The organism is Micromonospora sp. WMMA1996 (genome assembly GCF_002573675.1).
Lineage (GTDB): Bacteria > Actinomycetota > Actinomycetes > Mycobacteriales > Micromonosporaceae > Micromonospora > Micromonospora sediminicola.
The window spans coordinates 3,591,126-3,604,657 of the sequence record NZ_PDHU01000001.1; the positions used below are offsets into that span (position 1 = coordinate 3,591,126).

The following is a 13,532-nucleotide window of genomic DNA, read 5'->3' on the forward strand; positions in this document are numbered from 1 at the left end:
GCCTGTCGGTGGGGCCTGCCACGATGCCGGCATGGAGCCGACGGAGGTCGTTCAGGAGTTGTGGGATCGGATGCAGGCCCGTGACTGGGTCGGGCTCGGCGAGTTGCTGGCCGACGATCTGGTGGTGGAGTGGCCGGTCAGCGCCGAGCGGATCGTGGGGCGGGACAACTACGTCCGGATCAACGCGGAATATCCGGAGGGCTGGTCGATCCGGGTGCTCCGGATCGTGGCCGACGGGGGCTCGGTGGTCTCCGAGGTCGAGGTCCCGCACGATGCCGTGGGGCTGCACCGCGTGGCGTCGTTCTGGACGGTGCGGGCCGGCCGGGTGATCGACGGCCGGGAATACTGGACCTGTCCGGGTTCGGATCCCGCGCCGGCCTGGCGGGCCCGCTGGACACAGCGGGCGGGCAGCTGATCAGGAATCGAGAAGCGGCCGGCCGGCGCCACGCCATACCGTTTCCCTCGAGCGGTCGGCACCACGCGGACCGCGGTTGACGAGGGGGAATCGACATGTCCGAGGGCTTCAGCGCCGAGGAGCGCGCCGCGATGAAGGAGCGCGCCGCCGAGCTGCGCGCCGAGGGGAAGAAGGGCGCCAAGAAGGCGGACGAGTTGCAGGCGCTGCTCGACCGGATCGCGCAGATGGCGCCGGACGACCGCGAGCTGGCCGAGCGCGTGCACGTGACGATCACCGCCGCCGCCCCGGAGCTGTCGCCGAAGACCTGGTACGGCATGCCCGCGTACGCCAACGCGGCCGGCAAGATCGTCGTCTTCTTCCAGGACTCGGGGAAGTTCAACTACCGCTACTCGACCGTGGGTTTCCAGGACGCGGCCAACCTCGACGAAGGTGACCTCTGGCCGGTGGCGTACGCCCTGACCAGGTGGAGCCCGGAGGTGGAGAAGAAGCTCGCGGAGCTGGTGCGGGCGGCGGTCTCCTGACGCCGCCGCCCCGCTAGGCCGGCGGCGCGCCCAGGGCCAGCGCCGCGGCGTCGCGGGCACAGCCCCAGGACAGCATCACGCCGTTGCCCGCGTGACCGTAGTTGTGCACGACGAGCGCACCGCCGCGCCGCTCGGCCTCCACCCGGGGCGCCGCGCGGCCGGGGCGCAGCCCGACCGTGTGCTCCAGCACCTCGGCGCCGGCCAGGGCGGGCTCGATCGCGGCGCACCGCGCGAGGATGTCGGCCGCCTCGGCGGGGTCGGGCGTGGTGTCGTCGCTGCGCCGCTGCGCGCCGCCGAGCACCACGTGGTCGCCGTGCGGGAAGATCGACGCCCAGGTCGGCGCCATCGGCGCCTCCATGAAGAACCGGTCGAGTCCGGGGTTGCGCACCACGATCCGGGGGCCCCGCACCGGGTGCAGGTCGGGATCGCCGGTCAGGGCCCGCGCCGCCAGCCCGGTGCAGTTGACCACCACCGGGGCCAGGGCCGCCGCCTCGTCGAGCGAGCCGACCGGCTCCTCGCGGACCGCACCGCCCGCCTCCCGGAGGCGGCCCAGGAGGTATGCCAGGTAGACCGGCATGTCGACCAGGGGCAGCCGGACGGCGAACGCGGTGCCGAACCCGGCCGGCCGCTCGTCGTCGGCGAGCGGCCGGAAACCCGGCGTCCGCTCGGCGAACGGGGGCGTGGCCCCGGCGGGCCGGGCGGCGAGCGTGCCGTCCCGCACCGCCACACCCGGCATCGGCTCGGCGCGCAGCACCCGCAGCGTCTCGTCGGTCCACGCGTGCTGCGGGTCGTCGGGCGGCGACAGGTTCGGCCCGACCATCGCCGAGGCCAGCGCCGAGGTCGTCCGCGCGGGCGGCGCGGCGGTGCGCACGAGGACCCGGGCGCCGCCCTCCGCCAGCCGGATGCCGGTGCTGAGGCCGATCACGCCGGAGCCGAGGACGACGACGTCCGGACGTACGGTCATGGCGGTCCTCCATCCACTCGGCGGCACGGGCCGCGACGCCCATTCTGTCCGGTGCGAGCCCACCCGTCTGTCCCCCGATCCTCGCGGTGGGCCCTCCTCCGGTCGGGGTCGCCGGTGGCGTCGTGTATCTGCTCGTACGCCGGGTGGCCGGCGCCGGCGCCGCTGGGGCCCGGTCGGTCTCACCGCTGCCAGGAGTCGAGGCTCCGGACGGTGGCGCGGGCGAAGTCGTCGGTGAGGTCGGGGTTGTTGCTGGTGCCCTCCCAGCCCTGGTCGTGCACGACGGACACCGCGTCCGCCACCTGGACCACCGTGATCTGGCTGGTGGTGGTGCCGCCGGTGCGGGTGCCGTCCAGGCCGGTCGCCGGCCGGGTCAGCGTCACCAGCAGGGCGTCGTCGCCCACGCCCGCCATCGGCTCCGACCGGACGGTGACGGTGATCTCCGACTGCGGGAAGCTGCGGCACGACGTCACCGCCGCACGGACGCGGCGGAGATAGTCCGTGGCGCCGGTGTCCTCGAACGCGAAGACGGTCTGGTTGAGCGTGCCGTAGGGGACGTTCTCGGGCCGGTCCTTCGGCTGCTTGTAGATGGCGGTCATGGCGGCGCTCGCGGTGACCGAACGCCCGCCGCTGGCGAACTCCTCGGCGCACAACCGGGGCAGGGCGTCGGTCACCTCCATCGGCTGCGAGGCGCTCTTGCGCAGTTCGCCGGGAAGGTCGACGAACGCGGACCGCGGAATCGTCACGGGCCCGCGGCCGGATGACGAGGGCGAGGGCGTGCCGGAGGTCGTCGGTGTCGGGGCAGGCGTGGAGGTCGGGCCCTGCCCCGCGTCGCCCCCGCCGTCGGCACACGCGCCGACCAGCATCGCGGTGGCGAGCAGCGGCAGACCCAGCAGTCGTCGGTTGCGCCGTCCCGGTTCCGTCACATCGACCTCCGTGTCGCGCCGTCCCCTCGACCTGCCCGATGCCGCTGCGCGCGAAACCGGCACCTGCTGTCCCAACGCGCCGGCGGCACCTGGCGCCACGCCGAACTCGATAGGAAAACATACGCTTGCACAAACGGGCGCTTGCTGTACGGTGACGGCATGCCCTCCCCCGCCACGTCGGATCCGTACCTCGACCACGCCTTCGCCGCCCTCGGCGACCCGGTGCGTCGCGCCTTGGTCACCCGGCTCGCCCGCGGCGAGGCCACCGTGGGCGAGCTGGCCGAGCCGTTCGACCTGACCCCGCAGGCGATCTCGCACCACGTCGGGGTGCTGCGGCGCTGCGGCCTGGTCGAGCAACGACGCGACGGCACCCGGCGGCCGTGTCGGCTCCGGGTCGACCAGCTCACGCTGCTCGGCACCTGGATCGACGACCAGCGCCGGACGTGGAACGACCGGCTCGACGCCCTCGATGCCCACCTGGGCGGACGGACGGACCCGCGATGACCGCCCGCGCCGAGCGGCACGGCGACGAGCTGATCGCCCACCGCCGCCTCACGGCCGGGCCCGACCGGGTCTGGGCGGCCTTCACCTCGCCGGCGAGCATCGCGGCGTTCTGGGGCGGCTCGCACGCCACCGTGCCGCCCGGGTCGGTGACCGTCGACCTGCGTCCCGGCGGGGAGTTCGCGCTGGACACCCGCGCGCCGGACGGCCGGACCCGACGGCTCCGCTTCGTCTACGTGAGCGTCACCGCACCGCACGAACTCGTCTTCGACGAGCCGGTCACCGGCCTGCGCACGACGGTCGCAATCCGGCCCGCCGGCGACGGCACGGAGCTCACCGTCCACCAGCGACGGCTACCTCCCGCACTCCGCACCGACCAGGCGGCCGGCGGGCTCGCCGCGATCCTGGACGCCCTCGCCGCCCACCTGCGCGACGACGAGCCATCCGAGAAAGGTGACGAGAATGTCCCGACCGAGCCAGCGTGACCTGGTCGCCGAGTATTTCGCCGGCTTCCGGGCGAGCGACCACCGACGCATCCTCGCCACGCTCACCGAGGACGTGGAGTGGGTCATCCACGGCCACCGCACCACCCGGGGCCGGGCCGAGTTCGACGGTGAGATCGAGAACCCGGCCTTCACCGGCAGCCCACGACTCGACGTGCAGCGGGTGCACGAGGACGGTCCGGTCGTCGTGGCCACCGGCGAGGGTCGGGGGGTCAGCGTCGACCACGGACCGTTCCGCTTCGCCTTCAACGACCTGTTCACCTTCCGCGACGGCCTCATCGCCCGCGTCGACTCCTACGTCGTCCCGCTGCCCTGACACATCGGCCCGGCTGTTCGGGGCCGCCTCAGTGGCAGACCGTGAGCAGCCTCGCGGCGAGGCAACAGGCAACGGTCAGGCCCAGCAGCACGGCGGCGACGGCCCGCAGCGCCACCTCCCCCGCGCCCCGGTTCCGCCAGGCCACCGGTAACGCCTGCTCCACCAGCACCGCCGCCAGCCAGGCGAGGAGGACCAGCAGGAACGCGAGGTCGTACCGCTCGTCGCCGAAAGCGCTCGCGTTCCCGCTCCCGCCGTAGTTGGGGCAGTCCCGCGCGTCGAGGACCGGGTCGAGGATCGCCAGCGTGATCGCGACCGCGATGCCACCCCCGACCAGCGCCCGGAAGCCACCGGCCCACGCCGGCCGCCGGCCGCCACCCCCCTCGCCGGGCGCTCCCGACCGTCCGCCCGTGGTCACGACGCCGGTGTCCGCCCGCTCCGGTCGAGATCCACGCGGGTGAACAACGCGTGCAGCGTGACGCCCTCGGCGGCCAACGCCTCCGCCCCGCCCTCCTGGCGATCGATCACGCAGACGGCGGCGTCGACCCGGGCGCCCAGGTCGCGCAGGTCCCGGGTGGAGAGCACGACCTGCCCGCCCGAGGTCACCACGTCCTCCACCACGAGCACCGTCCGGCCGTTCACCGCCGCGCCCTCGGCCAGGCGGGCCGTCCCGTAGGACTTCGCCGTCTTGCGCACGAACGCGCAGGGCAGGCCGGTGTGGCGGCCCAGCGCGGTCACCACCGCTATGCCGCCCATCTCCAGGCCGGCCAGCACCTCGGTCCCGTCCGGCACCAGGTCGGCCATCTGCTCCGCGAGCGCGTCGAGCAGCACCGGGTCCGCCTCGAACTGATACTTGTCGAAGTATTCGTGGGCGATCCGGCCGGACCGCAGGGTGAAGTCACCGGTGAGTCGGGCGGTGGCCACGACCTGACGCGCGAGATGGTCACGTTTCACGCCACGGATCCTGGCACGCGACTGTCGTTTCCGTACAAGACAGGGGCGTGCGCGGATTCCTAGCATGGCCGCATGCGTGATCTTGTGTATACCGGTTTCATGTCCCTGGACGGCGTCGTGGACTCCCCCGGCGGCGGGCCGGGCGAGGACCACCGCAGCGGCGGATGGGTGGTCAAGGACATCGAGTTCTCGCCGGAGGCCTTCTCGCTCAAGGGTGAGGAGCTCGCGGACACCACGGCGCTGATGTTCGGCCGGCGCAGCTACGAGGCGTTCGCGCCGACCTGGCGCGACTCGGAGGACCACGCCCCCTACCGGGACCTGCCGAAGTACGTGGTCTCCACCGGCCTGGCCGAGGACGCCCTGGTCGACGGCTGGGGCCCGACGACGGTCCTGCGCTCGACCGACGATGTCGCCGCGCTGAAGCGGGGTGAGGGCGGCGCCATCTTCATCCACGGCAGCGCGGAACTCGCCCGCCGCCTGTCCGAGGCCGGCCTGATCGACCGCTACCACCTGCTCGTCTTCCCGGTGCTCCTCGGCGCCGGCAAGAGCCTGTTCGACCAGGCCGACCGGGACAAGCAGCTGCTGCGGCTGCGGGACTCCGCCACCTACCCGAACGGCATCGTCAAGCTGATCTACGACGTCACCCGCTGACCCAGGTCCAGGGCGATCGCGCCGCCGTCGCCCGCGCGTAACTGCCGTGCCGTGCGCCCCACGTAGCGGCGCAGCGCGCGGGCCAGGTGCGGCTCGTCGACGTACGCGAGCCGCACCACCGCCTCGGCGACCGGGATGCCGGCGGCCAGCAGCGCGGCGGCCGCGCGGGCCCGCTCGATCTGCCGGACCGCGCCCTGGGTCAGCCCGGTCGCGGCCCGGAACCGGCGCTCCACCGTGCGCGGGGAGGCGTACGGCGGGTCGCCCCGACGCACCTCGGCCACCAGCGGGTCCCGGACCACCGCGCCGGCGCGCACGAGCCGGTCGACCAGGGCTTCCGCGTCATCCGGGCCGGGCGTCTCCCACCGGACGCCGTCGAGCCGGAACGTGTGGCGGGTGACGTCGGGCAGCTCGGCGCCGCGGTCCACCAGGGCCGGCGTGGGAACGATCCGCAGCGCCGTGCCCACGGCGAACTCGATGCCGACGAAGGTCGCCCCCTCCGGCACCGGCGCCGTGCCGGTGCCGGTCTCCGGGCCGGAGACGCTCGCGTACGCCTGCCCGTCGCGCTGCCAGAAGACCAACCCCCAGCACGGGGTCGCCACCGAGGTCATCTCCGCGACCCGGTCGCTCGCGCAGGTCCAGACGGTGTCGACCCACGCGGAGTCGGACGCCCGGGTGGTGAACCGCAGCTCCACGGCAGGAGGATACGGCGGCCGTCGCCCTACCGGGCGGCCGACTCCTGACCGTTGCGCCGGTCGGTCGCCCCGTCCCGGGACGGGTAGCCGAGCACCTCGGCGAGGTCACCCGCCGCCCGGAGGTAGGCGGCGTGGATGTCGTCGTCGAAGTGGTTGCGCCAGTCCCCGGCCGCGCCCTTGCGGTAGTGGGAGATGCGCCCGGGGGTCTCCTTGTCCTTCTTCATCTTCGTGAAGCTGTAGCGGGCGAGCAGCGCCTCCAGCTCGGACGGCGGCAGGACGATCCCGCAGTGGCGCATCAGGCGGTCGACCTCCTCCGCCTGCCCCTCGCCGGTCAGGTCCTCGTAACGGAACAGGCGGAACGTCTCGGACGGCGGCGCCACCGCCCAGGACCGCATCTGCCCGAACTGCTTCTTGTCCCGGAGGCGGTCGATGACGTACAGCATCCCCTCCTTCTTCGGCAGTTCCTGCAGGGCCTTGCGGGCCTGCGGGATGTCACCCATCGGGGCGTGCGAGTTCCGCAGCGAGAAGTAGCTCGACACCACCACGTCGCGCGGGTCGCGGATCACGAAGAACGCCCGGTACGTGCCGGCCTTCGGGACGGCCTCGAAACGCTTGTGGGAGAGGAAGATGGCCAGGCCCACCCGGCCGGCCGGGACGGGCGCGGTCGCGCCGCCCTTGTAGAAGCGCGGGTCGTAGGGCAGCAGACCGGAGTGCCGGTAGACGGTCGGATCGCTGAACAACGCCTTGATCCACTGACTGCCGGTCTTCCGCACGGTGCAGTGGAAGATGTTGTCGAATTCGTTTCGGGCGACCACCGGAACGGAAAGCCGCATGCGCGCGTTGCGCGCGTCCATCTGCGCCCGCCGGGCCGCGACGCGCATGGAATTCGGCGTATTGTGCTTGGCAAATTCGACGGCGCGATTGATCACTTTTCCAAACCCAATCCGCACCCTGCGGCGCAGGGGCAACACGGCGTTTTCCGCGCGCGTCGCGCAGGTGGGATCCGCAGTCCCCGCCTGCTCCGCCTGCGCCCCGACGCGCCGCTAGGAATATCCCCGACCGTCCAATTAATGTCAATCCCGACAACCTGGGAGTCGGCTGAAAATCCGCAATTTCCATAGGAATTGCGGGAGACGATTCCCCGGGTCGACGGGTCCACCGCCCCCTGCGGCACAGCGGCGAGCGAGCCGAAATCGCTGGACCCGGCCACTCCGGCGTCCCTGCGCGAGCGGCTCGGTGCGGCGCTGGCGCTACTCGGCCTGCCCGACGACGAGCCGCCGCCGACCCGTTCGGGAGGCCCACGCCGGCCGGTGGCGGTGACCTGGTCCGGCGGCACGTACCACCGTCGCGGGAAGCCACGGGGCGAGCGGGCGGTCACGCGTTTCGTCGACCACCCGCGGGCGGAGGCCGACCGTCTCGCCTGACGGGCCGGCCGGTGACCGGAACGCCGGTGGACGCCGAGCGGCCCGCCACCACGGGGTGACGGGCCGCTCGGACGGCGTTCCGGTTCAGCAGTTTCGCAGGCAGCGCACGAAGAGGTGCTCGTGACCGTCGCCCGGGTCGACGCCCAGGTCGGTGGCGCTGGACCGGAAGACCACGCGGCTGCCGTTGGCCGAGGCGACCCCGTCGAAGCTCGCGCGGTTGCCGGTCGTGCCGTCGGCGCCGGCGCTGACCGCGGTGGTCCGGCCGGTGCTGAGGTCCCGCACGAACACGTCGTTGGTGTTGCCGTTGACGTCCCGGGCGACCAGGTCCGTGGCCTCGGAGTAGAACGTCACGTACCGGCCGCCGGCGGTGAGCCGACCGGAGTAGCTGAAGCTGTCGCCCGCGCCGGTGCCCCTGCGGTTGGCGGTCACCAGCGTGGTGGTGTCGGCGATCAGGTCGCGGACGTAGACGTCGCCCCGGTCGTTGGTGTCTGCCGCGACGTACGGCGAGGACGACTCCCAGGAGACCCGGGTGCCGTCCCGGTTGATGCTCGGATTCGTCGCGTCCAGGAGGCCGTCGCCCGTGGCCGGTCGGTTCGCCCGGACGGTGGCACCCGAGACGAGGTCGTGAACGAAGACGCCGGTGCTGGTGCCGCCGTCGCCGACCCAGTCACCGGCGCCGCTGAACACGACTCTGGTGCCGCTGCCCGAGATGGCGACCTGGAACGCCGACAGGTCCGTCCCGCCGTCGGCCTGGACGCTGACCCGGGTGGTCCGGCCGGTCCGCGTGTCGTGGACGAACGCCGCCTGGCCGTTCAGCGGGGCGCCCGCGTCGTCGACCTCGCCGTACGCGGTCGTGATGAACGCGACCCAGCGACCGTTGTCGGAGATCGTGGCGGCGCTGCTCAGGCCCCGGATCTGCCGGCCGCCCGCGAAGACGCTGGCCCGGGTGGTGACGCCGGTGTCGCGGTCGTGGACGAAGACGTCGCGCTGGTTGTTGGTGTCGCCGGGCACCAGGTTGGACGCGTACGAGGTGAAGGCCACGTACCGGCCGTTGCCGGAGACGGCGGCCGTGTACTCGGCCCAGTCGTCGGCCAGCTGCCCACCCATACCCCCGCTCACCAGCGTGGTCGTGCCGGAGAGCGTGTCCCGGACGAAGATGTCGGTGGCGTCGTTGACGTCGCCGGGGACCAGGTTGTCCGAGGTGGAGGCGAACGCCACGTATCGGCCATCGTCGGAGACGTCGGAGCCGCCGACCCCGCCGTTGCCGGGTGCGCCGTCCGGCGCGACGTCGATCAGGGTGAGCGTGCCGGGCTCGGCCGCGTACGCCGGCACGGGCGTGAGGATCAGGACGGCAAGGCCGGCGGTGGCCAGGCAGGCCCGGGTTCTCCTGGGGGTGCGCATGGCCGCAGATGCTAGCGATCCGGGGCGGTCGGTGATGCCCCGTCGGGCGCCCGTCAGGCCACGTCGGACCGTCGGATCGTCGCCGCCACCGCGCCGAGGTCGTCGTTCATCTGGTGGTCCGCCCCGGGCAGCAGGTGCACCCGGGCCTGCGGGACGGCACCGGCCCAGAGGTCGGCGTGCGACGGTGGGGCGGTCTCGTCGCGCAGCCCGTGGAAGACGTGCACCGGCACGTCGCGTGGCAGTCGCGCGCCGAGGTCGGGTGGCAGCGTGAACTCGTCGCCGGGCCAGCCGCCCGGGCCGACGAACGGGGCGGCGATCAGCACGACTCCCCCGAGTGCCCGCTCCGGCGCCCGCTCGGCGAGCGTGTTGACCAGGATCGTCCCGCCCACCGAGTGCCCGACGACGATCACGCCGTCGTCCAGGGTGGTCAGCTCCCGCCGGACGGCCGCGCTCCACGCGGCGTACGTCGGGTCGTCCTCGTCGGGCATGCGGGGGTAGCGGATCTCGTAGCCCCGACCCAGCTCCCGCCGCAGGCTGTCGACCAGCTTGTCGTCCCACTCGTCGTGCGTGCCGGCACCGGCGCCCTGGACGAACAGGATCTGCCGTGGCTGCGTCACCACACCCTCCCCGGGTCGCTCAACGGTGGCCGTGCGACGTCCATCCTCGCCGGTGCAGCCGTTCGACGCCGTCCAACAGCAGGTCCAGCGCGAACTCGAACTCGAACTGGTCGTCGCAACCCGGCCCCACGACGGAGTCGTCGTCGTGCGACGCCGCCGCCGCGACCGCGGCGAGGTGCGGGAAGCGGGCGGCGGCCTCCGGGGGCAGGGCGGCCGGCGGGCCGGACTCGACGGCGCCGGACCGCCCGGCGCGCCGGGCGTCGTCGAACAGTTCCTGGCTGAAGCCCAGGACCCGGCTGCCCATCGCGTGCATCACGTGGTGGGTGAGGTCGACCGAGAGGCCGCCGGCCCGCAGCGTCCCGACCACCGAGTCGAGGTACGCGAGGACGGCGACCGTCGCCATGTTCCGTGCCTCGATCGCGAGGGGCGCCCAGGGGTGGCGCCGCATCACCTGCCGCGCCGCGAGGACGCGGCGGCGCAGCGCGGGCTTCCAGTCGGTGTCGGGCTCCGGCGGCGCGATCTCGCCGACCACGACGTCGATCATGCCGTCGAGCAGTTCGTCCTTGTTGGCCACGTGCTTGTAGAGCGCCATCGGCACGACGCCCAGGTCCTGGGCGAGGTTGCGCATGCTGAGCGACTCGATCCCGGCCCCGTCGGCGAGCGCGACGGCGGCGCGCAGGATCCGGTCCCTGCTCAGCGGCGTGCGGCGCAGCACCTCTGCCTGCTCGGCCATCTCGTCCCCGTCCTCCGGTGGCGGTGTCTGCACCCTAACCGTCTTGACAGGTGTACGCCGTACACCCATCCTGACAAGGCAGGTGTACGCCGTACACCAGGGGAGGAGTCACGATGAAGGCGATCGTCCAGGACCGGTACGGCCCACCGGAGACCCTCACGCTCGCGGAGGTCGACACGCCGACGCCCGCACCCGACGAGGTGCTGGTGCGGGTCGAGGCCGCCGCGCTCAACGCCTACGACTGGCACGCCGTGCGGGGCGACCCGTGGCTGGCACGCCTGGCGATGGGACCGGCCCGACCCCGGGCCCGCATCCGTGGCCGCGACGTCGCCGGCCGGGTCGAGGCGGTCGGCGCGCGGGTGCGCAGGTTCCGCCCGGGCGACGCCGTCTTCGCCGACCTGGGTGACGCCAACGGCGCGTTCGCCGAGTACGCGTGCGTGCCCGAGGACGTGGTCGCGCCGTCGCCGACGAACCTCACCCCGCCACAGGCGGCCGCCCTGCCGCTGGCCGGCACCACCGCGCTGATGGGGCTGCGCGACGTCGGGCGGGTCGAGCCGGGCCACCGCGTCCTCGTCAACGGAGCGTCCGGCGGCGTCGGCACCCTGGCGGTCCAGCTGGCCAAGGCGTTCGGCGCCACCGTCACCGGCGTGTGCAGCACCCGCAACGTCGACCTGGTCCGCTCCCTCGGCGCCGATCACGTCGTCGACTACACCCGGGCGGACTTCACCCGCCAGGGGCGCCGCCACGACGTCCTGCTCGATCTGGTCGGCAACCGCTCGCTCCGTGCGCTCCGCCGGGCGCTGACCCCCACCGGGACGCTGGTGCTCTCCGGTGGCGGCGTCTACCGCGGCGGCAACGTCGTCGGCCCGGTGTGGCTGATCGCGCGCGGACGCCTGTCGGCGCCGCTGGTCCGGCACCGCGTCGCCGTGCTCACCGCGACGCCGAGCCGGCCCCATCTCGACCTGCTGCGCGCCCATGTCGAGGCCGGCCGTCTCACCCCCGTGGTCGACCGCACCTATCCGCTCCACGAGGTGCCGGCGGCCATCCGCTACCTGGAGGGCGAGCACGCGCGGGCGAAGGTCGTCATCACCGTCGGGAGCACGCGACCGGCGGGTGAAGCGGGTCATCGGAATCGGGACGACGACGGGCCGCCCGGTCGATGAGATGTTGATACATTCGCGCTTCGCCGAGCGTCGACAAGAGGATCGAGCATGTCCGACACGGGGGCCGGATCGGAATTCGGATCGACGGAGGAGCAACCCGAGCCATCGACGGCGCCGCCGGCGCCACCACCACACGCGCCACCCCCGGCCGGCCAGCCGTACGGGCCGCCGATGGCGGTCCCGGCGTACGGGCCGCCGTTCGGGGCCGGCCCGCCGGGACCGGGTCGGGCCCATCGTGGCCTGATCATCGCCGTGGTCACGCTGGGCGTCCTGCTGTTGCTGGCGTGCACCGGCCTGGTCGGCGGCGCCTTCCTGCTGCGCGCCGGCGCCGACGATCCGGCCGAGCCCGTGCCGGCCACCTGGCCGTCGACCACGACCGGCAGTCCGCCGGCGCCCGACCCGACCGGGAGCGCGGAGCCGGTGCCGCAGGGACCCCAGGCCAGCGACTTCGCCGCCGCCGAGATCACCGACCTGAACAACGTGTGCGACGGCGTCCTCTACTACCCGCAGTCGCCGAAGCGGGCCGGGAAGGCCCCGCACCCGGTGGCGCTGCTCATCGGTGACACCCCGGGCGGGCAACGCCGCCAGGACACCGGCTACTACTACGACGAGGGCCTGTCCAAGCAGGTGGAACGGATCTGGGCGGCGGAGGATCCGAAGACCGTGCAGATGGTCGCCTGTCTCGACCGGGTGAGCACCGGCGCGACGATCCGCAAGTGCCGCTACGACGACCCGAAGCCGGACACGTTGACGCTGCTGAAGGCCACCTACCGCCTCCGGGTCCACGAGGTGGCGACCGGCCGGAGGCTGCTCGACAAGACCCTGGGCGGCGACGACCAGGCCTGCCCGTACGTCGTGCTGGTCGGCGCGGACAAGAAGATCTACGCCGAGGTCAGCGACCGGTCGCTGCTCGCCGCGCTGCGCAACCTGGTGAAGCGGTAGGGCCACCGGGCGGCGGGCAAAGCCGGATGCCGCCCGTCCCGTCGTGGTGTTCACTGTCTCCCCGTGGATCGTCAACGGCTCAGCAGCATCGCGCACTCGCACCACCCGATCGCGGCGCCGATCTCCGGCGTCAATGTCAACCGGCTCCTGCGCCGGGCCGGCCGGGGGCCGTCCGCCCGCGTCCTCGACCTCGGCTGCGGCGAGGCGGCCTGGGCGCTGCAGGCCCTCGCCCACCACCCCGACGGGCACGCCGACGGCGTCGACATCAACCCGTACGCCCTGGAGCGCGCCGCGACCGCCGCCGCCGAACGTGGCCTCGCCGACCGGCTCACGCTGCACGAGCGCGACGCCCGCGCGTACGTGCCGGACGGCGACCACGACCTGGTGATGTGTGTCGGGTCGACGCACGTCTTCGACGGATTCGCGGGGACGCTGCGGCTGGCCGGGCGACACGTGCACCCGGACGGGATCCTCCTGGTCGGCGAGGGCTTCTGGCAGGCCCCGCCGACCCCGCAGGCGCTGGCGGCACTGGACGCGAAGCCGGAGGACTTCACCGATCTCGCCGGTCTGGTGGACGTCGCCGAGGAGGTCGGGTGGACCCCGGTGTACGCGCACGTCAGCGACGCCGCCGAGTGGGACCACTACGAGTGGTCCTGGGTCGGGTCGCTCACCGAGTGGGCGCTCGACAACCCGGGCCACCCGGACGCCGCGCAGGCGCTGGCGGTCGCGCGCGAACACCGGGACCAGTGGCTGCGCGGATACCGCGACGTGTTGGGCTTCGCCACCCTGGTCCTGCGCCGCGCCTGAGGCCGGCT

The 13,532-nt window shown here is 73.4% G+C and carries 17 protein-coding genes and 1 pseudogene; 9 read left to right on the forward strand and 9 right to left on the reverse strand.

From position 1 onward, the window contains the following. The first annotated feature begins 31 nt into the window (after positions 1 to 31). Both COO58_RS16310 and COO58_RS16315 read left to right on the forward strand, forming a co-directional pair. Positions 32 to 415, forward strand: coding sequence for a nuclear transport factor 2 family protein (locus COO58_RS16310; protein ID WP_091578869.1), 384 nt, complete (start codon positions 32 to 34; stop codon positions 413 to 415). A gap of 95 nt (positions 416 to 510) precedes the next feature. After that, positions 511 to 936 carry an iron chaperone gene (locus COO58_RS16315; protein ID WP_091578872.1) on the forward strand — a complete coding sequence of 142 codons (426 nt, stop codon included), beginning with the start codon at positions 511 to 513 and terminating at the stop codon, positions 934 to 936. Positions 937 to 949: 13 nt separating this feature from the next. Here the strand turns inward: COO58_RS16315 and COO58_RS16320 are convergent, their stop codons facing one another. Together COO58_RS16320 and COO58_RS16325 are read right to left on the reverse strand one after the other, a co-directional pair. Further along, a complete protein-coding gene (locus COO58_RS16320; RefSeq protein WP_091578875.1) occupies positions 950 to 1,900 on the reverse strand; it encodes an FAD-dependent oxidoreductase in 951 nt (316 codons plus the stop codon). Between the two features lie 179 nt (positions 1,901 to 2,079). Continuing rightward, the gene (locus COO58_RS16325; RefSeq protein WP_245666774.1) at positions 2,080 to 2,823 is read right to left on the reverse strand and encodes a hypothetical protein; all 744 of its coding nucleotides are present in this window, start codon (positions 2,821 to 2,823) and stop codon (positions 2,080 to 2,082) included. A gap of 159 nt (positions 2,824 to 2,982) precedes the next feature. Here COO58_RS16325 and COO58_RS16330 point away from each other — a divergent pair, with 159 nt between their 5' ends. The 3 genes from COO58_RS16330 to COO58_RS16340 are packed head-to-tail and all read left to right on the forward strand — an operon-like array spanning position 2,983 to position 4,143. Next, on the forward strand, positions 2,983 to 3,327 hold the full coding sequence (locus tag COO58_RS16330; RefSeq protein ID WP_091583841.1) for a helix-turn-helix transcriptional regulator: 345 nt from the start codon (positions 2,983 to 2,985) through the stop codon (positions 3,325 to 3,327). Then, entirely contained in the window at positions 3,324 to 3,809 is a 486-nt protein-coding gene (locus tag COO58_RS16335; protein ID WP_091578878.1) for an SRPBCC domain-containing protein, read from the forward strand. The genes COO58_RS16330 and COO58_RS16335 overlap by 4 nt, the downstream gene beginning before the upstream one ends. Further along, the gene (locus tag COO58_RS16340) at positions 3,787 to 4,143 is read left to right on the forward strand and encodes a nuclear transport factor 2 family protein (RefSeq protein WP_091578880.1); all 357 of its coding nucleotides are present in this window, start codon (positions 3,787 to 3,789) and stop codon (positions 4,141 to 4,143) included. Before COO58_RS16335 ends, COO58_RS16340 begins: the two co-directional genes overlap by 23 nt. 28 nt (positions 4,144 to 4,171) lie before the next feature. Here the strand turns inward: COO58_RS16340 and COO58_RS16345 are convergent, their stop codons facing one another. Then, the gene (locus COO58_RS16345) at positions 4,172 to 4,558 is read right to left on the reverse strand and encodes a hypothetical protein (protein ID WP_098745598.1); all 387 of its coding nucleotides are present in this window, start codon (positions 4,556 to 4,558) and stop codon (positions 4,172 to 4,174) included. Continuing rightward, positions 4,555 to 5,094: an orotate phosphoribosyltransferase gene (gene pyrE / locus COO58_RS16350; RefSeq protein ID WP_245666776.1), complete on the reverse strand. Its 540-nt coding sequence runs from the start codon at positions 5,092 to 5,094 to the stop codon at positions 4,555 to 4,557. Before pyrE ends, COO58_RS16345 begins: the two co-directional genes overlap by 4 nt. Positions 5,095 to 5,166: 72 nt before the next feature. Between pyrE and COO58_RS16355 the strand changes: the two genes are divergently transcribed. Further along, complete coding sequence (locus COO58_RS16355) at positions 5,167 to 5,745, forward strand: dihydrofolate reductase family protein (protein WP_091578888.1); 579 nt, start codon at positions 5,167 to 5,169, stop codon at positions 5,743 to 5,745. Here COO58_RS16355 and COO58_RS16360 read toward each other — a convergent pair. From COO58_RS16360 to COO58_RS16385, 5 genes are all read right to left on the reverse strand, one after another. Beyond that, positions 5,727 to 6,437, reverse strand: coding sequence for a helix-turn-helix domain-containing protein (locus COO58_RS16360; protein WP_091578890.1), 711 nt, complete (start codon positions 6,435 to 6,437; stop codon positions 5,727 to 5,729). The genes COO58_RS16355 and COO58_RS16360 overlap by 19 nt on opposite strands. Before the next feature lie 26 nt (positions 6,438 to 6,463). Continuing rightward, complete coding sequence (locus COO58_RS16365) at positions 6,464 to 7,366, reverse strand: sulfotransferase domain-containing protein (RefSeq protein ID WP_091578892.1); 903 nt, start codon at positions 7,364 to 7,366, stop codon at positions 6,464 to 6,466. 579 nt (positions 7,367 to 7,945) lie between these two features. Next, positions 7,946 to 9,262: a hypothetical protein gene (locus COO58_RS16375; RefSeq protein WP_141561902.1), complete on the reverse strand. Its 1,317-nt coding sequence runs from the start codon at positions 9,260 to 9,262 to the stop codon at positions 7,946 to 7,948. A 53-nt stretch (positions 9,263 to 9,315) separates the two neighbouring features. Then, on the reverse strand, positions 9,316 to 9,879 hold the full coding sequence (locus tag COO58_RS16380; protein WP_091583844.1) for an alpha/beta fold hydrolase: 564 nt from the start codon (positions 9,877 to 9,879) through the stop codon (positions 9,316 to 9,318). A gap of 19 nt (positions 9,880 to 9,898) precedes the next feature. Further along, on the reverse strand, positions 9,899 to 10,612 hold the full coding sequence (locus tag COO58_RS16385) for a TetR/AcrR family transcriptional regulator (RefSeq protein ID WP_098746393.1): 714 nt from the start codon (positions 10,610 to 10,612) through the stop codon (positions 9,899 to 9,901). 113 nt (positions 10,613 to 10,725) lie between these two features. Here COO58_RS16385 and COO58_RS16390 point away from each other — a divergent pair. From COO58_RS16390 to COO58_RS16400, 3 genes and pseudogenes are all read left to right on the forward strand, one after another. Beyond that, a pseudogene (locus tag COO58_RS16390) lies at positions 10,726 to 11,706 on the forward strand (NAD(P)-dependent alcohol dehydrogenase); the annotation flags it as partial. A 240-nt stretch (positions 11,707 to 11,946) separates the two neighbouring features. After that, complete coding sequence (locus COO58_RS16395) at positions 11,947 to 12,717, forward strand: hypothetical protein (RefSeq protein WP_255292644.1); 771 nt, start codon at positions 11,947 to 11,949, stop codon at positions 12,715 to 12,717. A gap of 63 nt (positions 12,718 to 12,780) precedes the next feature. Continuing rightward, on the forward strand, positions 12,781 to 13,524 hold the full coding sequence (locus tag COO58_RS16400) for a cyclopropane-fatty-acyl-phospholipid synthase family protein (protein ID WP_091578902.1): 744 nt from the start codon (positions 12,781 to 12,783) through the stop codon (positions 13,522 to 13,524). Positions 13,525 to 13,532 lie beyond the last annotated feature (8 nt).